16 protein-coding genes are annotated in these 22,786 nt (G+C 61.8%); 13 read left to right on the top strand and 3 right to left on the bottom strand.

Going from position 1 to position 22,786, the window contains the following annotated elements; translation table 11 throughout:
- Positions 1 to 52: 52 nt before the first annotated feature.
- The 13 genes from NZ746_03200 to NZ746_03140 all read left to right on the top strand — a co-directional run bounded on the left by NZ746_03200 (position 53) and on the right by NZ746_03140 (position 15,744).
- Entirely contained in the window at positions 53 to 616 is a 564-nt protein-coding gene (locus tag NZ746_03200) for a hypothetical protein (GenBank protein MCS6816369.1), read from the top strand.
- Positions 617 to 657: 41 nt separating this feature from the next.
- Positions 658 to 1,071 (top strand): DoxX family protein, encoded by a 414-nt coding sequence (locus NZ746_03195; GenBank protein MCS6816368.1) that lies wholly within the window; start codon positions 658 to 660, stop codon positions 1,069 to 1,071.
- Positions 1,072 to 1,073: 2 nt separating this feature from the next.
- Complete coding sequence (locus tag NZ746_03190; GenBank protein MCS6816367.1) at positions 1,074 to 1,763, top strand: isoprenylcysteine carboxylmethyltransferase family protein; 690 nt, start codon at positions 1,074 to 1,076, stop codon at positions 1,761 to 1,763.
- A 45-nt stretch (positions 1,764 to 1,808) separates the two neighbouring features.
- Complete coding sequence (locus NZ746_03185) at positions 1,809 to 2,912, top strand: beta-lactamase family protein (GenBank protein MCS6816366.1); 1,104 nt, start codon at positions 1,809 to 1,811, stop codon at positions 2,910 to 2,912.
- 18 nt (positions 2,913 to 2,930) lie between these two features.
- Entirely contained in the window at positions 2,931 to 3,719 is a 789-nt protein-coding gene (locus NZ746_03180; protein MCS6816365.1) for a nitrilase, read from the top strand.
- A gap of 99 nt (positions 3,720 to 3,818) precedes the next feature.
- Positions 3,819 to 5,462, top strand: a complete 1,644-nt coding sequence (gene bshC / locus NZ746_03175; protein ID MCS6816364.1) for a bacillithiol biosynthesis cysteine-adding enzyme BshC — start codon at positions 3,819 to 3,821, stop codon at positions 5,460 to 5,462.
- A gap of 16 nt (positions 5,463 to 5,478) precedes the next feature.
- Positions 5,479 to 5,874: a M67 family metallopeptidase gene (locus NZ746_03170; GenBank protein ID MCS6816363.1), complete on the top strand. Its 396-nt coding sequence runs from the start codon at positions 5,479 to 5,481 to the stop codon at positions 5,872 to 5,874.
- Positions 5,875 to 5,988: 114 nt separating this feature from the next.
- Complete coding sequence (gene cdaA, locus NZ746_03165) at positions 5,989 to 6,816, top strand: diadenylate cyclase CdaA (GenBank protein MCS6816362.1); 828 nt, start codon at positions 5,989 to 5,991, stop codon at positions 6,814 to 6,816.
- Between the two features lie 17 nt (positions 6,817 to 6,833).
- The gene (locus NZ746_03160) at positions 6,834 to 7,799 is read left to right on the top strand and encodes a CdaR family protein (protein ID MCS6816361.1); all 966 of its coding nucleotides are present in this window, start codon (positions 6,834 to 6,836) and stop codon (positions 7,797 to 7,799) included.
- Between the two features lie 26 nt (positions 7,800 to 7,825).
- Complete coding sequence (glmM, locus tag NZ746_03155; protein MCS6816360.1) at positions 7,826 to 9,199, top strand: phosphoglucosamine mutase; 1,374 nt, start codon at positions 7,826 to 7,828, stop codon at positions 9,197 to 9,199.
- 31 nt (positions 9,200 to 9,230) lie between these two features.
- The gene (glpK, locus tag NZ746_03150) at positions 9,231 to 10,733 is read left to right on the top strand and encodes a glycerol kinase GlpK (protein MCS6816359.1); all 1,503 of its coding nucleotides are present in this window, start codon (positions 9,231 to 9,233) and stop codon (positions 10,731 to 10,733) included.
- A 17-nt stretch (positions 10,734 to 10,750) separates the two neighbouring features.
- Complete coding sequence (gene glpD / locus NZ746_03145; protein ID MCS6816358.1) at positions 10,751 to 12,385, top strand: glycerol-3-phosphate dehydrogenase; 1,635 nt, start codon at positions 10,751 to 10,753, stop codon at positions 12,383 to 12,385.
- Between the two features lie 119 nt (positions 12,386 to 12,504).
- Positions 12,505 to 15,744: a hypothetical protein gene (locus NZ746_03140; protein ID MCS6816357.1), complete on the top strand. Its 3,240-nt coding sequence runs from the start codon at positions 12,505 to 12,507 to the stop codon at positions 15,742 to 15,744.
- Positions 15,745 to 15,782: 38 nt separating this feature from the next.
- Here the strand turns inward: NZ746_03140 and NZ746_03135 are convergent, their stop codons facing one another.
- The 3 genes from NZ746_03135 to NZ746_03125 all read right to left on the bottom strand — a co-directional run.
- The gene (locus NZ746_03135; GenBank protein MCS6816356.1) at positions 15,783 to 17,432 is read right to left on the bottom strand and encodes a carboxypeptidase-like regulatory domain-containing protein; all 1,650 of its coding nucleotides are present in this window, start codon (positions 17,430 to 17,432) and stop codon (positions 15,783 to 15,785) included.
- A 433-nt stretch (positions 17,433 to 17,865) separates the two neighbouring features.
- Positions 17,866 to 22,245: a hypothetical protein gene (locus NZ746_03130; protein ID MCS6816355.1), complete on the bottom strand. Its 4,380-nt coding sequence runs from the start codon at positions 22,243 to 22,245 to the stop codon at positions 17,866 to 17,868.
- A 159-nt stretch (positions 22,246 to 22,404) separates the two neighbouring features.
- Positions 22,405 to 22,786 (bottom strand): response regulator transcription factor (locus NZ746_03125; GenBank protein ID MCS6816354.1); only part of this gene is annotated, 382 nt, incomplete at its 5' end.

The following is a 22,786-nucleotide window of genomic DNA, read 5'->3' as shown; positions in this document are numbered from 1 at the left end:
ATGGAGCATGCCATCCGATCGCATGACGTTCTTCGCGAAGGAGGGAATGGCCATGGCGATCCCGATTTCGACTCTCATGCCTGCGCTTTTGAGCAACGATTTGTTGCTACTGGTGGGGAGCAGTGTAATGGCGGGACTCTTCTCCTGGTTCCGGCGACGGCGGGAGGAGACCTCAGCCACTCTGAATCGCTCTTTTGATGGAGGCATTGTGATCGAGGAGCCAGAACGTCTTGCGCTGCGAGAGGAACATGGTGTCCGACCGCTCACGGAAGAAGAAGAGGGCACGGGGATTGATCAACTGCCGGAAGGGGTGTACGGATTCACCAGCGCCGTCGGGCAGTGGGATGCTCCGCTCTTTCGGAAGAAGATCTTCCTGAGCTATGAGATGCACAAGCTGCGCGATGGCTCTCCCGTGCTCATCGGATACGTCTCGTCCGAAGATGCAGAACGGATGCGGCGACCGACGGGGACGGCGACGATTCGCCTGTTCCCCGATCGGCAGGATGATGCTCCGCATCTCGTCTGCATCCCGCTGGAGCAGATCCGGCGGCATAAGCAACATTCGGAGCGGACGGGTCGGGGCTTGGAGTTAGAGCTGGAGCCTCGGTCGAATTAAGCGCCGCGACCAGGCACAGTCACTCAGGGGGGGATTAAACGATGGCCTATCGAAGCGATCTCGGGCTTCTTCTCGTTCGCGTCAGTGCAGGGGGCATGATGGCGGCCTTTCACGGTTGGGGGAAGGTGAAATCGGCCTACGCGCTGCTTCTTCATGACCAGGAGTGGCGCTTCGTGCAAACGGTCGCCAGCTTGGGCTTTCCGTTCCCGATGTTCTTCGCCATGGCGGCCGCCATCGCGGAATTCTTCGGTGGCCTCTTGCTCGCTGTTGGATTCTTGACCCGATGGGCAGCGGGCTTGATCGCGATCACGATGCTCGTAGCCGTCTATCGGCATCTGACGACGGATTGGCGGTTCGAGCTGGCAGCGCTCTATCTGGTGATCGCACTTCTTTTCCTCTTCGGCGATCCGGGCCGATGGGCGCTTGATACGCGCTTGCGGCTCCGATGGAGATGACGATGCGTTCGCGAGGCCTTTCGGTGAGAGCCGTTGTCGGCGGATTGGCTATCGCATTGTTCGTCGCGCTCTATGGGATCGAGCTTGTCCATCATGGGCCGCCGGTCACGGTGCGGTGGGTTCGACAGACGTTCGGGACGTGGGGGCTCATCTTGCTCAACATCGTCATCGTGTTGGCATTCCTGGCGCTCCTGCCCTATCGGCGGCCGACCAAACACGTGTGGAAATCGCGCGGGACGTTCATCGCCTTCGTCATCGCGCTCATGACGGAGATGTTCGGCTGGCCCTTGGTCATCTTCCTGCTGTCGCCGCTTGTGGAGATTCCGGTCGTAGCGCGCGAATATCGGCGGGCGTTCGGCGCGTGGCATCCCGAGGCCGTGGGGACGGCCCTCAGTCTGCTCGGCCTGCTGCTGATCGCTGTCGGCTGGCGACAGATCCACCGCGCGAACGGGCTGGTGACGACGGGCCTTTATCGCTACATGCGGCATCCGCAGTATACGGGCATTTTGCTCTTCACGCTCGGATGGCTCGTGCACTGGCCCTCGTTGGTGACGCTTGCCCTTTGGCCGTTCTTGGTAGCGGCATACGTGTGGCTCGCGCGGCAGGAGGAGCAGCAGGCCGTGGAGGAGTTCGGCGCGGCCTATCTCGAATACGCTGCGCGCACGAAGCGCTTCATCCCCTTTCTCGTGTGAGATCGCGCGCGGCGTAGGCTTTCGAGACGCACAGGAGCAGATGACATGACGCGACGATCCCGCGTGCTCTTGATCATCGCCCTCACCATGCTGTGGGGGGGGCAACGACCTTCCACCACGAACGCTCTGCGGTTCGGACAGCTCCCGTCAGCGCGGCTGGCTGAGATCGAACGAGTGATTCGCGCTGAGATGGAGCGGCAGCAAATTCCCGGCCTTTCGGTCGCCCTTGTGACTGAACATCGGCTCCAGTGGACGAAGGGATTTGGTTACGCCGACCTGGAGAATTCGGTCCCAGCGACCGAGCAAACCGTCTATCGCCTGGCGTCCATCTCGAAGACGATCACAGCCGTCGCCGCGATGCAATTGGCCGAGCGCGGAAGGCTCGATCTGGATGCGCCCATTCAGCGGTACTGTCCGGCCTTTCCGGAGAAGCCATGGCCGATCACGACGCGGCAGCTATTGGGACATTTGAGCGGCATCCGTCACTACAAGCGTCCGGAAGAGATCACGAGCACGCGTCATTACACGCGCATCGTGGATACGCTGGAGATCTTCAAGGACGATCCGTTGGAGCATGAGCCGGGCGCGCGTTTCACCTACACGACCTACGGCTACAATGTGCTCGGCTGCGTGATCGAAGGCGCGTCGGGCATGAGCTACCTCGACTACGTGCGGGAGAACGTCTTCAAACCGGCGGGGATGGAGCGCGCTCGCGATGACAATGTATTCGCCCTCATCCCGCATCGGGCGCAGGGGTATCGGCGGACGCCAAGTGGCGAGTTGCAGAATTCGCCTCTGGCCGACACGAGCAATAAGATCCCGGGCGGAGGCCTGTGCGCAACCGTGCTCGATCTGGCGCGCTTCGCCATCGCGCTGCAACAGGGGAAACTGGTGCGTCGCGAGACACTCGAGCAAATGTGGACGCGCCAGAAGACGCGCGATGGGCGGGAGACCTCATACGGTTTGGGGTGGAGCTTGTCCGAATATCGCGGACAGCGCGAAGTCTTCCACACGGGCGGACAGCCACGGGTGAGCACTGTGTTGTACATGCGGCCGGAGGAGCGATTGGCCGTCGTCCTCATGTCGAATCTCGAAGGCGCGCGGCTCGTTGATCTGGCGCGACGGATCGCCGATCTCGCACAGCCGTAGTCGCAGAAAGGAGGGGATATGCGCGTCGCCTTTTATCAATTCGCCCCAGAGCAGGGAGCCGTGGAGAAGAATCGAGAGCGTCTGGCGGCCGTTCTCGAAGGACTGGAAGCTGATCTCGTCGTCTTGCCCGAGCTGGCGACAACGGGGTATCTCTTCGCGAGCCGAGAAGAGCTGTATCATCAGGCGGAACCCGTCCCTGGTCCGACGACGGACCAGCTTCAAGCGTGCGCCCAGCGACGCGGCACCCACATCGTGATTGGGATCGCCGAACGCGTCAACAATCGCTGCTACAATAGCGCCGTCTTGATCGGGCCGCAGGGCGTCATCGGGATCTACCGCAAGATGCATTTGTTTCACGAGGAGAAGGAGCTCTTCCATCCGGGCGATCTCGGCTTCCCGATCTTCAACGTGAACGGGGTGAAAGTCGGCTTGCTCGTGTGCTTCGATCATTTCTTCCCGGAAGCGGCCCGGACGCTGGCTCTGCAAGGTGCACAAGTGATTTGTCATCCCTCGAATTTGATCTTGCCGGGATTGGGACAGCTCACGACGCGCGTTCGTGCGCTGGAGAATCGCGTCTTCTGGATCTTGGCTAACCGCATTGGCACGGAGACGCGTGGCTCGCAAAGCTTGACCTTCACCGGAGAGAGTCAGATCATCGCCCCCGACGGGACGCTCCTCGTCCAGGCGACGTCTCAGGAAGAACGCGTGGGCTTGGTCGAGATAGACCCTATGCGCGCGTGCGATAAGCGGGTCACGGCGCTCAATGATCTCTTCGCTGATCGCCGTCCGACGTGGTATCGCCTGTGAAGCCGTTTGGTTTGCCCGCGCCGACGCGCGCCGATATAATCCCATGACGTGGGCGATGCCTCAGCGGGTGTGGACGCGCGGGTTCGCGCGAGTCGAGCGATGAAGAGAGAAGCGCTCGCCTTCGCGCGTATTCCTGGGGTTCCTCCTCTCTTCCTCGATTTCCTCGCCGACTTCGAGAAGGTCGCCGACTTCTATCGGGGGGGACGGCTGCTGTGGCCTCTCTCAGAGGGCGAAGTGGAAACGCTTCGCGAGCGCGCGCGTCAGGCGGCCGCGCGGGCCTTGGATCGAGAGGCGCTCTGTCGAATCCTCCGAGAGCAGAATGCGCGGTGGAGAAGCAGCAGTGCGACGCTCGCCGCCATTCAGGAGTTGGCCGAGCCGGAGACGGTCGCTATCGTCACCGGCCAGCAAGCGGGGCTCTTCACTGGACCGCTCTTCACACTCTACAAGGCGTGGACGGCCATCGCCGTCGCGCGCCGCCTGCGTGCGCTAGGTATCCGAGCCGTCCCGATCTTTTGGATTCACAGCGAGGATCACGATCTCGCGGAAGTGACCGGTTGCGGTCTTCTCGGACGCGGAGGCGAGTGGGTGCAGATCCAGTACCCCACATCGGCGGACGACGAGGGGAAGCCGGCGAGCGCGCTCGTGCTTGAGGAACGGATCGAAGGGGTGCGCCAAATGCTCCTTCGCGCGCTCCCGGATTCGGAATTTTTGCCGGAGATCGCCGCTCTTCTGCAGGAGGCCTATGCGCCGGGCGTCTCGCTCGTCGAAGCGTTCGCGCGCACGATGGCGCGCCTCCATGCGGATGTGGAGCTGATTCTGCTGGACCCGTCGGACGATCGGATCAAACGCCTGATGGCGCCCATTCTCTCAGGTGCTGTTCGCAAATGGCCGCACTTGAGCGAGGCGTTGCGGGCCGAGAGCGAGCGCGTGAGAGCGCGGGGATATCGCCCGCAGATTCATCCCGAGCGGGGGAGCGCGTTCCTCTTCGTCCTGGAGGCCGGACGTCGGCGTCCACTCGCGTGGGATGGAGAGCGCTTTGTCCTTCGCGGCGGTGAGAAGGCTATCGGCGCGGAGGAGCTGCTCGAGGAGATCGCTCGGAGGCCAGCGCGATTCAGTCCGAACGTGGCGCTCCGTCCCTTGGGGCAAGATGCCGTGTTGCCCACGCTCGCCTACGTCGGGGGGCCGAGCGAGATCGCGTATTTCGCGCAGCTTGGACCGCTTTACGCGGCATTCGATCTGCCGCAGCCGCTCCTTTGCCCGCGCCTCTCGCTGACGCTTGTCGAGCCCCGCCTGGCTGAATTGCTCGCGCGCTACGGTCTTGCGCTGACGGACCTCTTCGCCGGGATCGAGGTCGTACAACAGCGACTCTTAGAGCGAACGCTCGATGATGTGCGCCGCTTTGAGGAAGCGCATCGCGCCGTGACCGAGGCCGTGGAGCGACTGCGTCCGCTTTTGCGAGATGCGGAGCCGACGCTCGAGCGACCACTAGAGCGCACCAAGGAGGCGATGCGACGTCAGATCGAGACACTCCGCCAACACTATCTTCAAGCGCGCGCGCGCCGGGATGAGGTGCTCTCTCGACAAGCGCGGCGCTTGGTGCTCGCGCTCGCGCCGCATGGGATGTTGCAGGAGCGCGCCATGAACGCCTTCTATTTCCTGGCGCGATATGGCGCGCGCCTGTTTCGCATGATCCGCGAGGAGCAAGATCTGGAGACTCGTGCGCACGGTGTGCTCTTCCTTTGATGCTCCGCGCTTTCGTGTGACGCGGACGGTCGTGGCGCAGATGGAGGACGAGGCGCGCAGGGCCGCTCCGCGAGAGTGCTGCGGATTTTTGGCCGGACGTCGAGGTATCGGCGAGATCATCTATCCCCTACGGAATGTCGCGGCGCGGCCGACGGTCGAGTATTTCGCCGATGTGCGCGATGTACTGGAGGCGTTTCGCACCATGCGGGCGCGCGGGGAAGAATTGCTCGGCATTTATCACTCGCATCCGGCATCGGCCGCTTACCCCTCGGCCACGGACATCGAGCGGGCTTACTATCCGGAGGCCGTCTATTTTATAATTTCGCTCCAGCCGGTGCTGGACCTTCGAGCCTACCGGATCATCTCCGGAAAGGTCGAGGCGGTGACCATTGAGGTCATCGAAGACGCATGAATGGCCTCCCGCATCGTCGCGGAGATCGCGGGGAGCCGCGAAGAGCGAGCATCCTCCTTCCTGTCGAGGTGACCCACGCACGGGGATCTCTCGAGGGAACAACGGGCGAAGGAGATGAGCGCGGAGTTGAAAGCCTTCTGGGATGCCTTGGTGCACTTAACGGGGCGCGAGGTAGTGGACATCGCGCTGGTGGCGTTCCTCATCTACGGCATCCTGAAGTTGATCAAGGACACGCGCGCCGTCCAAATGGTCTATGGGCTGCTTGTGTTAGGCGCGCTCTATCTGTTGGCGACGTGGGCGCGGCTCTCCACGCTGGAATTCGTCTTGCGCAATGCCATGCTCTATATCGGCATCGCCGTCATCGTCATCTTTCAGAACGAGATTCGTTCGGCGCTCGTTCAATTCGGTCGGTATCTGCCCCGCCCATTTGGCGGGCGCGGATTGCGACGCCACGAATACGAGCAGCTCTTCGAGGAAGTGATCCTGGCTGTGACGACATTGGCGGCCGAGCGGATTGGGGCCTTGATCGTCTTCGAGCGCGCCGTGGGCTTGCAGAACTTCATCGAGACGGGCGTGCGATTGGATGCCCGCGTCTCGTATGATCTGTTGGTCTCCATCTTCAATCCGCGCGTTCCGTTGCACGATGGGGCGGTCATCATTCGCGGGGATCGGATCGTGGCGGCCAGTTGTTTCCTCCCCCTCACGTTGAATCCGCAGCTCTCCAAGGAACTGGGAACGCGCCATCGCGCGGCCATTGGGATCACCGAGGACACGGATGCTGTAGCCATTGTCGTCTCCGAGGAGACGGGCATCATCTCCTTCGTCGCCGAAGGGCAGATCACTCGCCATTTGGATGCGACGCGGCTGCGCCATTTCCTGCGCGTGTGGCTTTCGGAGCCGCCGCGGGCTTCGCGGGCGCTATCCCACATGGGCTCGACGTAGGCTCGTGGGAGTTCGGCATGGGAGAGGAGCGACACGTCGAACGTCGCCTTCTGGATGCGCTTCGTCGCGCGATCCTCACCAATTTCTGGTTGAAGCTCGCCTCGTTCGGCTTGGCGCTCGCGCTCTGGTTCGTCGTCTCATCCGAGCATGCGCAGCGAGACGTGACGCTCTATAATGTGCCGGTGCGCGTGTGGACGGCGCGATCGGACATCGTGGTGACGGGCGTGGCTTATCGCGTCGTGGACGTGCGCGTGCGAGGACCGGCCAACCGGATCGCCCGGCTCAAGCCGGAGGACGTCGTGGTCTGGGTGGATGCGAGCTCGCTCGCCTCGGGCCAGCATTTGCTGACGCTCGATGCGAGCTTCGTGCGGCGACCGGAGGGGATCGAAGTTCTGCGCATTGATCCGCCGACGCTGCCCATCGAACTGCAGCGCGTGATCACGCACCATGTGCCCATTCGTCCTCGCTTCCAGGAGCACTCGCTGGCGGCGAACTATGTGGTATTGGGGTATGAGGTGCAACCCGAACGAGCGCAAGTCACTGGGCCGGAGCGGGTGGTGAGCCGACTCGAGGCTCTCTCGACGCGCCCTATCTCCCTGGCTGGAGTGAACTCTTCGCTCACGGTCACGGCACCACTGGATCTGACGGGGCTCGAATCTGCGCGCGTCATGCCGCAGGAAGCGACCATCACGATCCATGTCGAGGAAGTGGTGGAGCGGCGATTCCCCAAACGTTCGATCGTCATCGGAGCGAGAGGCGTGGAGGTGATCCCCCCGGTCGTGGATGTCATCGTGAGAGGGCCGCGCTCGATGCTCCAGGCGCTGCGCGAGCAGGAGATCCGCGTGACGCTCTCGGAGGCGGCGCCTCTTCCCAAGCGCGGGGAGGATCGGGAGGTCGCCCTGGTCGTCCAATTACCGGCGGGCCTGCGCGCGACCGAAGCCCGCTGTGAGCCCGAGCGCGTGAGGCTTCGTTCGTTGAGATAGTCGCCTCCAGGGGAAAGGGGAAGAGGATGAAGGCGCGACTTTTCGGCACAGATGGGATTCGGGGGATTGCTGGCGAATATCCTCTCGATGCTCGCACGATCTTCGCATGTGGGAGCGCGCTCGTGCGCGTGCTCGGCTCGCCGCTACGAGTGCTCCTTGGGCGAGATACGCGGGAATCCGGTCCCTGGATCGAACGCCTCTTCGCCGCAGGGGTACGCGCGGCGGGCGGCGAGGTCGTGAGCGCGGGCGTCTTCACGACGCCGGGCATCGCGTATCTGGTGCGCGCGCATGCAGAATTGGACGCGGGCGTCGTCATCTCGGCCTCGCACAATCCCTACCGCGACAATGGGATCAAGATCTTCTCCGCCGAGGGGATGAAGCTTGATGACGCGCAAGAAGCGGCCATCGAGCGAGAGATCGAGGCGCTTGCGCGCGAGTTGGAATTTGAGGCGCGAGATCACCTGGAGAGCGCGTCAGGGGAATTCGCGGAAGAGCGCTTCGCCGCCGAATATCTCCGATTCTTGCGCGAACGCGGCATGGGCGCTTCAAGTGGGGAACGCCCGCTTGCAGGCTGGCGATTGGGCTTCGATGGGGCGCACGGAGCGGCCTATCGGCTCGGCCCGCAGCTCCTCGAAGGGTTGGGAGCGCATGTGCGCGTCATCGGTGCTGCCCCTGACGGACGCAACATCAATCACGAATGCGGATCGCTCCATCCCGAGGCGCTGCAGCGTGTCGTCCGGGAACACAATTGCGACCTCGGCATTGCCGTGGATGGCGACGCCGATCGCGCCATCTTCATCGCGCGGACCGGAGAGGTGCTCGATGGGGATGATGTGCTCTACATCCTGGCGACCTATCGGCACGAGCGAGGCCAACTGCGGGGGAACGTGGTCGTCGGGACGGAGATGACCAACTACGGACTCGAACAAGCCCTTGCTCAGCGCGGGATCGCGTTGGTGCGAGCGAAGGTGGGCGATCGGTATGTGTTGGAGCAGCTTCTGAGACACGGGGCTTCGCTCGGGGGAGAGCCCTCCGGACACGTCATCGTGCCGGAGCTGAGCCCGACGGGGGATGGACTGCTGACGGCGCTTCTGCTCTTGAATGTGATGCGGGAGACTGGGCGCGATGTCACGGAGCTGCGCGCAGGGTTCCTTCGCTATCCGCAGCACGTGCTCAATGTGCGCGTTCGGGAGAAACCGCCTCTGGAGACGATCCCCGAGCTGCTTCGCGCGATGGCTGAAGCGCAGGAACGACTTCGGGACCGCGGGCGCGTGCTCGTGCGCTATTCGGGGACGGAGCCCGTCGCGCGCGTGATGGTCGAAGCTGATGCCGAGGACTTGGTGCGCGAGATCGCGGCGGCATTGGCCGAGGTCATCCATCGTCATCTCGGAGTGAGTTGAATCGCCGAAGCGCGCGTCGAAGGGGGACGCGATGGGCCGCTACATCCTCGCGTTGGATCAGGGGACGTCGAGTTCGCGCGCGCTCGTCTTCGATGCGGAAGGCCGAGTGCGCGGGTTCGCGCAGCGCGAGTTCCGTCAGATCTATCCGCAGCCGGGATGGGTCGAGCACGACCCCGAGGAGATTTGGGAGACGCAACGGGACGCTGCGCTCCAAGCCCTTCGCGAATCGAGGATCGCTCCCGGAGAGATCGCGGCCATTGGGATCACGAACCAGCGGGAGACGACGATCCTTTGGGATCGAGCGACGGGTCAGCCGATTCACCATGCCATCGTCTGGCAATGTCGGCGTACGGCGCCGCTCTGCGAAGCGCTGCGCGCCGAGGGCTTCGATCGCGTCATCCTGGAGCGCACGGGTCTTGTGCTCGATGCGTATTTCTCGGGGACGAAAATCCAATGGCTTCTTGAGCACGTTCCCGGAGCGCGGGAGCGCGCGCGACGCGGTCAGTTGTGTTTCGGAACAGTGGATACGTGGTTGATCTGGAAGCTCACCGGCGGGCGCGTGCACGCGACCGATCCCTCGAACGCCTCGCGCACGATGCTCTACAACATCCATGCGCGCGCGTGGGACGAGGAGATCCTCCGGCGGTTGGACATCCCGCGTGAGCTATTGCCGGAAGTGCGCGCTTCGAGCGAGGTCTACGGTGAAACGGAGCGCGCGATCTTCGGCATCCCGATCCCGATCGCAGGAGATGCCGGGGATCAGCAGGCAGCGCTCTTCGGGCAAGCCTGCTTTCATCCCGGCATGGCGAAGAATACCTACGGGACGGGATGCTTCGTGCTCCTGAATACGGGGACGGCGCCAGCTCCGCCGCGAAACGGCGTGCTCACGACGATCGCCGTCGGATTGCGCGACGGCGTGCGCTACGCGCTTGAAGGGAGCGTCTTCATCGCTGGAGCTGCCGTGCAATGGCTGCGCGATGGGCTGGGAATCATTCGCTCGACCGAGGAGGTGGAGGAGCTGGCGCGCCAGGTGTCGTCGAGCGAAGGCGTGTATATCGTCCCGGCTTTCGTGGGACTCGGCGCGCCATACTGGGACATGTACGCGCGAGGTATGATCATCGGGATCACGCGGAGCACGACGGGTGCGCATCTGGCGCGCGCTACGCTTGAAGCCATCGCCTTTCAAGTGCGCGATGTCATCGAGGCGATGGAAGCGGCTTCCGGAATCACGCTCGAAGAGCTGCGCGTTGATGGTGGTGCTGCGCGCAACGATTTGCTGCTGCAGATTCAAGCCGATGTGCTCGGCCGGCCTGTCGTGCGACCGGCGATCACGGAGACGACGGCCCTCGGTGCCGCCTATTTGGCCGGATTAGCCGTCGGCGTGTGGAAGAATACGGATGAGATCGCTCGGCAATGGCAAGTGGAACGGCGCTTCGCGCCCCAGGTAACGACCGATGCGCGCGAGGCGCTCTATCGGGGATGGAAGCGCGCGGTCGAACGCGCGCGCCTGTGGGCGGAGCCGGAGGCCGGATGATTGAGGGAAGAGCAAGGATGCGACGCTCGCTGCGCACCATAGCGGAGAGATCGTACGATCTCCTCATCATTGGCGGAGGGATCAATGGCGCGGGAGTAGCCCTCGAGGCCACCAGACGCGGGCTCAAGACAGTGCTTCTTGAACGTCGGGATTTCGGCGGAGGGACGACGAGCCGTTCGACCAAACTCATTCACGGTGGCCTGCGATACCTGGAGCACGGCGAGTTCGGTCTGGTCTTCGAATCGCTTCGGGAACGCGAGGCCCTCTTGCGTTTGGCCCCGCATCTGGTTCGCCCTCTTCCCTTCCTCATCATCCTTCATCGCGACGGCCCATATCGCCCCTTCCGCGTCCGACTCGGATTGACCCTTTACGATCTGCTCTCGCTCGGAAAAAGCCTGCCTTCACATCGGATGCTGTCGCTCGCCGAAGTGCGCGAGCGCGAACCGACGCTCGTCGCGGAGGGGATGAGCGCGGCCTTCCTCTACTTCGACGCTCAGGTGACATATCCCGAACGATTGGTCTTGGAGAACGTGCGCGCTGCCGAGGCGCGTGGGGCCGATGTCCTCAACTATGCCGAGGTGATCGAGCTTGTGATCGAAGCGGGGGCGGTCCGCGGAGCGCGCGTGCGAGATCGCGTGAGCGGGGAAGAGGAGGTGATCCGCGCGCGCATGGTGATCAATGCGGCCGGTCCTTGGGTGGATGCCCTCTGCCGATTGCTGCCGCGCGCGATCCCTCGTCAGATCGGTGGGACCAAGGGCAGCCATCTCGTTGTCCCGAACCGATGGGGATTGCGCCACGCCCTTTATGCTGTCGCCCACGCGGATGGGCGACCTTTCTTCATCGTGCCGTGGAGAGAATGCCTGCTCATCGGAACCACGGACATCCGATACGAGGGCGATGCCGACGACGCGCAAGCTGACGATGAAGAGGTCACCTATCTGCTCGAGGAAGCGCGCCAGCTGCTCGGCCCTGACCTCCGACGCGAAGATCTGCTTTACGCATATTCTGGCGTGCGCCCGCTCCCGTATTGTCCAGGCGTGCCCGAAGGGGCGATCACGCGCCGCCACATCATTCGCGATCACGAGCGCGAAGATGGGCTCGCCGGATTCATCTCCATCATCGGGGGGAAGATCACGCCCTATCGCCACCTGGCCGAGGAGGTCGTGGCGCTCGTGTGTCGAAAGCTTCGCCTTGTGCGGAGCGCTCGCGCAGAAGGGCGTTTCGAGCCCCTGCCCGGAGGCGCTCCCCTCCAATCGCGCGAGATCGAGGAGAAGGCTGCCGCTCTCGGCGTGACGTCGGACTCCACCGCGCACCTCATGGAGCTGTATGGGAGTTTGAGCGAAGAAGTGCTCGCGTTGGTCGAACGCGATCGGGCGCTCGGCCAACGTTTCTGTCGGCATCATCCCGACATCGCGGCGCAGCTCCTCTATGCGTGGGAACGCGAATACGCCGTTCGCCTAGCGGACATCTTCTTGCGCCGCACGGCCATCGGATGGGGCCCTTGTCTGGGCCTCGCGTGCGCTTCGACGGCTGCCCGTCTCATGGGAGCGTATCTCGGTTGGGATGAATCTCGCGTGCAAGAGGAGACCGTCGCCTATCGGGACGAACTCGCGCGAACGTTTCGCCTCTTCGCCGCCGCTCCTTCATTTTGATCCGCGGTGAGCTTCTCCGCGCTGCGGAGACAACGACGGTGTCTTGACGCGGGGAGAAGGGACTCCTAGAATTTGCTCGACCCGGGAGTGGAGAATTTTTCGGACAGGAGGTGAAGAATATGCGCCAACGGGACCTCGCACGCGCTCGGTGTGCGCGCTTCGCCGTGAGACGACGATTTTTCGCTCGCGGCATCATCCTCTTGATGAGCCTCGGCGTGATCCTCTCACCGGCCTCGCGCGTCTTCGGCGAGACTGCGCACCAATCGCGACCGACGTCGGACCAGGCACGACCGCGGATCGAGCCCTCGCTTTTTGAGAACCTCGAGTGGCGGAGCATTGGCCCAGCGATCATGGGTGGACGCGTGACCGACATCGAGGGCGTGCCCGGAAATCCGAACATCGTCTACGTCGCCACGGCCTCTGGCGGACTGTGGAAGACGACCAACGGCGGCATCACCTGGACGCCCATCTTCGATCGGCAAAGTACGATTTCCATCGGCGACATCGCCATTGATCCCCAAAATCCCGACGTCATTTGGGTGGGAACGGGTGAGTCCAACACGCGCAACAGCGTCTCCTTCGGCGATGGGGTCTACAAATCTACCGATGGGGGAAAGACGTGGCAGCATCTTGGCCTCCGAGACACGCGACACATCTCGCGCGTCCTGATCCATCCACAGAATCCGGACATCGTCTACGTCGGTGCTGTGGGCCATGCTTTCGGTCCGAATGAGGAGCGTGGGGTCTTCATGACGACCGATGGCGGGCGGACCTGGCAAAAGGTGCTCTACATTGATGCTCAACACGGCGTCTCGGACATGGACATAGACCCCCGCAACCCGAACATCCTCTACGCGGCGATGTGGCATTTCGAGCGAAAGCCCTGGACACATCGCAGCGGGAGCGAGAAGGGCGGCGTCTTCAAATCCGTAGATGGCGGGCGGACGTGGAAGAAGCTGGAGCGCGGGTTGCCCAAACTGCTGGGTCGCATCGGCGTGAAGGTGGCACCGAGCAATCCGCAGGTCGTCTACGTCATCGCCGAATCCAAAGAAGGCACGCTCTTCCGTTCAGAGGATCGGGGCGAGACCTTCCGCGAAGTCTCCCGCGATGTGCGCATCGTCTCGCGCGGATTCTATTACTCCGATCTGCGCGTGGATCCTTGGGACGAGAATCGCATCTATGCCCTCGCGACCAACCTCTTCGTCTCGATTGATGGGGGACGCACCTTCCGGCGCATCTCTGCGCGCACGCATGTCGATTATCACGCGCTCTGGATTGATCCGACCAATCCCTACCGCATGTGGCAAGGGCAGGACGGCGGGATCGCCGTCTCCTACGATCGCGGGGAGACGTGGGAGTACGTCAACAACATCCCGCTCGGGCAGTTCTATCAGATTCACGCCGACAATCGCCTGCCCTTCTATTGGGTGAGCGGTGGCTTGCAGGACAACGGGACGTGGGTGGGGCCGAGCCGTACGCGCGAGCCAGCCGGAATCCTCAACGACGATTGGACCATGGTGAGCTTCGGCGATGGCTTCCACGTCGTCACGCATCCGGACGATCCGAATCTCTTCCTCTCGGAGTCGCAAGGCGGCAATCTCTTCCGCACCGATCTGCGCACGCGGGAGCAACAGAATGTCAGCCCGCAGGCGCGTCGCAACGACGGTGGTCCCGTGGGTGAACTGAAATATCGCTTCAACTGGAATGCGCCCATCGTGCTCTCGCCGCATGACAAGAACACAGTCTACTACGGTGGGAACGTCGTCTTCAAATCCACCGACTTCGGCAAGACGTGGCAGGTCATCAGCCCCGATTTGACGACCAACGATCCGGAGAAGCAGAAGGATGCAGGCGGCCCCGTCTGGACCGAGAACACGACGGCCGAATATCACTGCACGATCATCAGCCTGGCCGAATCTCCAGTGCGCGCGGGCGTGATTTGGGCCGGCACCGATGACGGCAATCTTCAGGTCACGCGCGATGGCGGCAAGACTTGGACCAACGTCATCAAGAACATCCCCGGGCTGCCACCGTTCTCTCCGGTCTCCCACGTTGAGCCGTCGCGCACCAGTCCCGATGTCGCATACGTCTCTTTCGATCGCCACATGCTCGATGACTATCGCCCCTACATCTTCAAGACGACCGATGGCGGACGCACGTGGACGAATATCACGGGGAACCTCCCGGAGAACGCCTACGTTTGGGTCGTGCGCGAAGATCCGAAGAATCCGAATCTCCTCTACGCGGGCACGGAACTCGGGCTCTACGTCTCTTACACGGGAGGGACGAACTGGATTCCGCTTCGGATGAAGAACCTTCCGACTGTCGCCGTGCACGACATCCTCATCCATCCGCGGGAGAACGATCTCATCCTGGGGACACATGGGCGCAGCATCTGGATCTTCGACGATGCGACGCCGATCCAGCAGATGAGCCCGGAGATCGTGATGAGCGATGCGCATCTGTTCGACATTCGTCCCGCTCTGCGCTTCACCATGCGATTCGCGCGTTATGGCATTGGGAATAAGGTCTTCACTGGGCCGAATCCTCCCTATGGGGCGCTCATCACGTACTATTTGCGGGAGAAGCCGGACGACAAGACGACGGTGAAAATTCAAATCCTCGACAGCGCCGGCAAGGTCATTCGCGAGCTGACGCAGATTCCGCGGGAGAAGGGATTGAATCGCACAGCGTGGGATCTCCGCTATGAAGGGCCGAAGTTGCGGCGACCACCGAGCCCCGAGGAAGTGGAATTCACCGGCGGTCCGCGCGGGCCTCACGTGCTGCCCGGGACATATCGCGTGCGCTTGATCGTCGGCGAGAAGACGCTGGAGAAGCCCGTCGAGGTGCGACTCGACCCAACGATCGCCGTTCCCGAGGCCGACCTCCGCGCGCAGTTGGAGGCGGGGCTTCATCTGCGCGACATGATCTCGGCCACTAACGAGGCCTTGCGCGCGCTCGATAGCCTCCGGGATCAACTGCAGCAGATCGAGCGCACGGCTCGCGATCGCCTCGGAGAGGTGCCGGCTGAACTCAGCCGCGCTATCGCGGATCACCTCAAGCAAGTGGAGGCGCTGCAGAATGAACTCGCGCGACCGCAGAACGTGCCGACGTATATGACAGGTCCGCGGCTTGTGGAGCGCTTGGGCGGGCTCTTCTTCGCCATAGACGGCCCGAATGCCGCTCCCACGCCCGCACAACGGGAGTATCTCGCCGAGCTTCAGCAGGAGTTCGAGCAGAAGATCGGGCGCGTGAATCAATTCTTGAGCGAGGCGATGCCGAAGCTCAACGAGACGTTGCGCCGATTCGATGTCCCGACCGTCCTTCCGGGTCGGCCCATCGAGCGTCCGCGCTCATGAACGGGGTGGGCGCCTCAAGACGAGGCGCCCACGGTCGTTCATTCTTTCACCGTCGGACGCACATCCAATCGCTTGATCTCGCGGGCTTTGAGATCGAGAACCGGCAGTTGCGCAGCACGTGCCGTCAGAAATTCGAGTTGCTCCTCTGGCCGCTGAAACGTCGGACGCTTCGGGAACACGACCAAATAGTATCTCCCCGGTGGAATCCCCTTCAGCTCATACCCCCCGTGCTGGTCCGAGACGACTGAGCGCGAATCAAACGAGCGCTTCTCGGCGAAGCGCCTGACGAAATCGGTCGGAACGAGCAGAACCACGGCGTTGGGCAATGGCGTCTCCGATTCGCCAGCCAGAACGCGCCCGCGCACAGTCGCTCCGGCATCCGAGAGCACGATCATCACATCGGTCACGCGCGCGCCTGGGGACACGCTGATCCCCTCTTGGGCGATGTCCCGATTCTCGTGCAGGACGGCCCGCAGGAAATATGGCGAATCGGCGAGAGCGACATCGAACAGGAACGTGCCGCCAGGTACCCGCGTGAGCGTGAAATTCCCTTGCGGGTCCACGCGCGGCATAGCTGCCGCGATAATGTGGCGCTCCGCTCCCTTCACCCGCAAGAGCGGCGTGAAACGCACGACGTTCTCGGGCACGCGTCCTTCCTCGGTGAGAATGCGACCGGAGATCTCCGCCGCGCGCCCCAGCTCGAAATTCACCTCGAGCGGTTCCTGTTCAACGGTTACGATTTGAGGGAGCGGTGGCGCATAATCCTCGTAGGGGAGGAGGGTTGGTAAAACCTGAATGTTGTAGGTTCCCGGCATGAGCCCCCTCAGTTCATATCGGCCTTGCTCATCGGTCGTCGCCCGAGCACCGGTGGAAGGAGATCCCAGGGAATAAGCATAGACGAGAGCGCCCGGCAATGGTTCTCCGCTCTCTTGCTTCCTCACCACGCCGAAGACCAGCGCACGTTCCTTCTCGGCGACGATCTTGAAATCTATGCCGGTCGTCTCTGCCCCTTCGACGACTTCGACCTCGGCCGCTTGCTGGCGAGAGCTGACGCCGGGATAATACGTCACCGCTCCTTCTTGAAGCAGGGGGATAGCTCCTGTCGAGATCCGGACAAGTTGCTGCTCCGGCACGCGCGCGCTCACATAATAGCGCCCGGACGCGAGCCCGTAAATGCGATAGACGCCTCGATCATCGGTCCTCGCCATCTCGCTAACGGCCCCCCCTAATGATTCCTCTCTCTTGCGCTCAGCCGTCACAATCGCGCCGACGAGCGGCTCTCCATCTTCATCCAAAATGCGTCCGGTGATGACCCCGCCACGCGCGAGCCGCAAGTCTATCGTCACGCTCTTCCCCGCCTCAACCGTGATTGGTGTAGGATCCGATGCGGTCCCTTCCACGCTATACGCAGTGGCCACATATCCCCCCTTTTCCGCGCGGATGAAATACGTGCCCGGCTCGACCTCTAACGTATAGCGACCGCTTCGATCCGTCTTCGCCTGAAACGTGGCCACTCCCCCGCGCCGTTGGGCGGTCACCACAGCGCGCGACAGCGGCTTTCCCTCCGTCGAGAGGACGCGCCCGGAAATCCGAGCGCGCGGAGATTCAGAGACGGCCTGCGGGGAGCTGAAAACAAGCCCTTCGCTCACGAGCCACAACCCGATAGGAACACTCATCCATCGCCGCATCGCGAGGTCCTCCCAAGTGATGTTTCCGTCGGTCGAGAGTATACCGCACTCCCATCGGGCGAACAATGCTCGCTCTTGCTCCCCTCTATCCACATGTGGAAGACTCAGTCCGCTCAAGCCAGCCGAAGCTAAAACGCTCAGCCCGTCAAAACGTAGGCGGGGGATCTTGAGCTGAGGAGGCTCGCTCGCGCGAGCCTGATGCGGAGAAGGGCGCCGTTTTGAGACCCTCGTGCTCGCTGATCCGGGAGGAGAGCGTGCCGAAAACAGTGATCGCTCCCAACATCTGAAGGGAGCGATCGCATGATGCCCTCACGATATTTCAGCTCAAGCGAAGCGTCGCTCAGTTTCCGTTCGCTCGACGTTTTCCGAGAAGGCGCGCACGCGCCCCACGTGCGTTTGCGAGAATAGGCCGGACGCGCTCGCGATCACAATCTCATCTCTCTGAAGCGGTGCTCCTACTTCCTCCTCCTGCGACCACTTGCAGTCTGAGGAGCTGAGTCGTCGGCGCCAAGTCGAAGACAGCGGTATCGGTGAAGCCGTCCTCGTCGGTCTCTCGGCTGAAGCGCAGACGGAACTGCACCCGCGAGAGTCCCTTCTCCCGCGCCCATCGAATGACTTTGGTGACATCGAGCTGCTTGACTCCCGCAAGCCCGTCTTCCGAGAGGGTCCCCACGTTCTCGATGACGGAAGCCCCGAAATCATCCCCACCTAAACTCGCTCCGTAGTCCACCAAATCCACGACGACCCCTCCCAACCTGTTATTGAGATACGGATTGCCGCGGATCTCTCTCTGCTCGAGCGCCAGATGCGCCTCCAGGATCTCCACATCCTGGGGGAGCCCGGTGAGGTCGAAACTGAGGAATGCGCGGACGACTCGCTCGCGAGGCGGTTGACCGATCCTCGGACCATTGCCGACGGTGAGGCTTTTGACGTCTACGCCGCCTGCGTTGTCCACCGATCCGCTCAATCCCGATACAGCCGTCAGCGTCCGTTGCTCGGCCACGCGCACGATGATGCTGGCTTGCCCCTTCTGTCCATCTCGGTCAGTGGCCGTGAGTGTGATCTTGTGCACTCCGGGCGAAAGCCGTCGAAGCTCTACATTCCGGCCTCGTCCGAGCGGTCCGTCTCTGTCCGACGTCCACTCCAATGCATTCTCGGGCAGCTCCCCATCCTCCCGATCGTTGGCCATGCCTTGGAGTCGAATGAGTTGATCCGGTCTGAAGATGAAATCGTCCGGTGGAGCATAGATCGCGACGAAAGGCCCTTTCGCCGAGACTCGGAACGGAGCCGAGAGCACCCGAGTGGTATTCACCCCATCGGTGGCGACCACCTCTATGAGGGCCTCTGAGCTACCGGTCAAGCCGGACGCATCCACCTCAACGCGTGTCTCAGTGCTCCAGGTGCCCAGGGCGAACCACGTGCGCCCACCATCAGGGGTATATCGCGCCACATAGTGCACCATATCACCATCCGCATCGCTGCCTGTCCACATGACCGTGTATGTTCCCTCGGCTCCCCAGACATCTCCGGCACGAGGCGACAGTATAGTCACCCGAGGAGCATGAGTACTGACGGTCCGTGTCGCCAGGACTCGATCTCCGTCCCTGATGACGATCCGCGCCGTACCCGCAGGGAACGGAACAATCGCAGAGAACGCGCGCGGAGGCCGCAGTCCAGGTTGGTCAGCGTGGATTTCAAGAGGATCAAATCTTCCGGTGAACAATACGCGTCCATCGGCTCGCTCAAGTACGACGGAATAGCGACCCTCGCCAGCAATGACCGAGGCACCCGCCGGCAATTGACCCGTGTAAAAGGGACGAAGCTCGACAGTACCTTCCTCGGTGAAATGCCCGGAGATGTGCAAGTAGACTCCGGAATCGGACTGCAGGGTCACAGCAGAAGCGCTCGAGCGAGGGCTAGCTCCTCGCATGCCGCCTCTGAAGGGATGATCGAATAGCGCCGACCACGTGTAGGGCGAAATCCAAGATGGTTCGGGACCATAACTCAAGAAATCATGCGCACGATCCGGGGGATGTTCTGGAACACGACAAGGATCTCTCAAAGGACTCCACCTCGAGGGATATGGACCAAAAGCGGGGATCTCTCTCATCGCCGTCGTGTCATAACCGGAGACCCCAATGCCTCCCCCAATATAGGGAAACCGCTCGTCAAAGCCACCTCCTCCGGCCTCGCCATGAGAGTTCCCCGCATGTTTCCGTCCAAGACAATGTGCCACTTCGTGAGCCACCGTCCGAGGAGAGACCCCTGACGAAACACTGACCGGGCTATTCAACCAAGCTATGCCACCGGCACAGCCCAAGGAGGGGGGAAGGAGGCCAACCACATAAGTAGTCCATGAACAATCCGACAACCATGCCCCGATAAAGCCAAAGAAGGAGCCAACGTCGCGAATCCCTCGATAACAGGTGAAACTATCCCCAACTTCGCCAAGGACATGGCGCATAGTTCCTCCCCAGTCCCTGCGGAAATCTCCACTTGAGACTGAGGAATTCAAAGTGGCGGGAGGAAGGATCTCCAGTTGGCTGACGGGGAACATCCGTTCGATCCCTCTAAATAACGGGGCAATTTGCTCATCCGAGATGGGCTCGGCATCCCTCAACCGGATCTTCACGGGCAAAACCCGCAAGACCTTTGGGGGAGCGAAGGATATATCTATTGAGTCACGGTTATTTCCCAGGCAGCAATCCATATATCTCCCTTCGCTAGACAGCCCTAGCTCTACGGTAAGCCTCAGAGGGTCTCTATCGTGACGGGTCCACTCCATAGGAAGCGGGATTGAGAGAACATTACTCCACCTAGACGTTAGGGCGATTGGCATATCAAAGGAAATCCTTCCCAGTTCACGCCCGCCACGACTAGCAGAGAGGCGAAGGAACGCATCGTTTTCCGAAAGGCGAACAAGACTGGAATCAAGAGGAAGGCCCCAGACGTCACTAACTCCCGTGTAGTCCAAAAAGATGCGGTATTGCAAAACTGTTTTGCGATCCGCTACTAAGAGCCCAGCGCGCCCGTCCTCCGTCCCCGCTCCTTGAGTGATCCTTTCGATTTGGATTCGAATATCGGGCCTTACATATAACAGACGCATACTATTTTGCGCAGTGGCTCCATCCTCGGCGATTGCCTGAATCGTGATCTCGTATATCGTAACTACAGCATTAGATCGGGAAAAATAAGCCCGCGTGCTAAACATAAACTCTGGAGCAGAGCCACTGACTGTTTCCACTGGGATTTCATAATCGCTTTCAGGGATTTCAGGAGCTCGAATCCGCATCCGGAGGCGTTCGGGTGAGAGCGTACCGAATTGTTTGCGCACGCGCCCTCTGAGCTCGATTTGCGTTTCCCGAAAGACAATGGTGGGAAGCCCAGGAGCAGTAGGCCGCGGGGCATCAATAATGATCTCCATTGGCGGGGCCAGCGTCACAATGATCTCCCGCTCGGGGTTGGTGGCGCGATTGCCGGCCGTATCGGTCGCTTCCAGCCGAATGCGGTTGCGTCCGGGGAAGAGGGAGATCGAGAATCGAAACGTGAAGTTAGGCGCCGTCCCCGATACCAGCCGAAGCATTGTCGCATCCTCTCGTCGTTCCCGACCATCCACCTGCTCGTGGATGAGCACCACGCGCTCCAGGCCGCGATTCTCCGTGATGCGTCCCTGTATCTCGATGTTAGCAGTCCCTCCGCGCGGGAAGAAGAAATCGCCCGTCCGGGGACTGTCAATGAAAACGCGAGGGGCCTGAGTATCCGACGGCGGAGGCGCTACGCGTGTGCCGGCGAATTGGAAATCGTCTATTCGTTCAAATTGGACACCACCCCGACCACGTTCGTCGCCGTCTTGAATTTCAACGCGGGTGATGTCTCGCTCAACGAAGCGGCAGATTTCTAGTGGCGTGGTGATCGGCGCCCGATTGGGAAGATCCGCATGCACGACAGCCGCCGGAGTTCTCCCCGCGCTGGTGAACGCCCGCAGGAAGACGCGCCCCGACATGGCTCCCACATGCACCCGCACCCAAGCCTGCGGCCGTGTGAAATTGACTCGGAGTGGGTCAGGATGAAACTCCAAAGCATACGAATATGGCTCTAACGCATTCGGCGGGCTGATCGTCGTTGTGCCCCAGGAAGCTGCTCGTTGAATCCACGGTCGGTCGGGAAACTCCAATCCGGCATACTGCGTGCTGATGCGGGTGGATTCGGCACGGTCGTCAAAATTGACAGTGGTTGCCCCGCCAAGCGTTCCCAACGGATCCGGGTCGAACGAGAGATCGTCAATGACCTCACACCCAGTGCCCGAGTCGCCGCCAAGCCAGATCTCGACGCGGCGAATATCTCGATTAACCGCCCGGCAAATCTGCAACAAGGTAGTGATGCCAGCTCGCGGGCCAAGCCGTGCTTCCGCCGTCCCGACCAATCGGCCTCCTGTCATGGCATCGTAGGCCCGCATGATGACGGGTTGCTCGTAGTTGTAGGGATTGCCGACGTATACGCCGACCCACCCCTGACCTGTGGTGAATTGAATGCGCAAGGGGGCAGTATCGAATTCGGGATGGCAGTCTCTTTCCAGGAAATTCGGCATGCTTTGCGTCGGGTATTCGAGCTGTAATGCCGATCGGATGAAGGCGCCATCGGGGAAACGTACGCCCGCATACTGGTCAACGATACGTCTCCCTGCTGGGCGATCGTCGAAATTGATCGTCGTCGGTGCAGCGGCCGCGCCTTCGAGCGGAGGCAAATCGCGCTCGCCCAGGCTGCTTAGGACCAGTAGAAAGAGGACAAGAGCGCAAAGCCGGAGCGTCTTCATCGTCATTCCCTCCACCAAAATGCTGACCTCACCATCGGGAGCATAATGTACCTTGCCTTTCAGGCGCAGGGAACCATACAAAGATATGCCTTTGTGCGCCGCCGGTTCGGGTCCTTGGCTGTGAGGATTCTGAGCGTCGGAGCGCTTGGGGAAGCGGAGTCAGGAGATCAGGCCGGCCTTAAGGGCTTTGCGGACGGCTTCGGCTTTGGAGTGGACGTGAAGCTTGCCGTAGATGCTGCTGATGTATTTGCGCACTGTGCCGATGTGAATCTGGAAATGGTCAGCGATGGCTTGATAGGTCGCGCCCTGCGCTAGCAGCTCCAGGAGTCGGATCTCGTGCGGCGTCAGGCGGTATTCGGCTTTCTCCGGCGGCCCCGTCTTCTGGAAGAGCTGCACAACCTTGCGGGCGATCTCCGGCGACATCGGAGCCCCGCCCTCGTGGACTTCTCGAATGGCTTCGAGCAAGCGCGCCGGAGGCGTCTTCTTCAAAAGATACCCCGACGCTCCATTGCAGAGCGACTCAAAGACTTTTTCCTCCTCG

The organism is Blastocatellia bacterium, assembly GCA_025055075.1.
In the GTDB taxonomy this organism is placed as follows: domain Bacteria; phylum Acidobacteriota; class Blastocatellia; order HR10; family HR10; genus HR10.
Note: the sequence above shows the minus strand (reverse complement) of the source record. Positions and strands in the feature narration are given on the sequence as shown.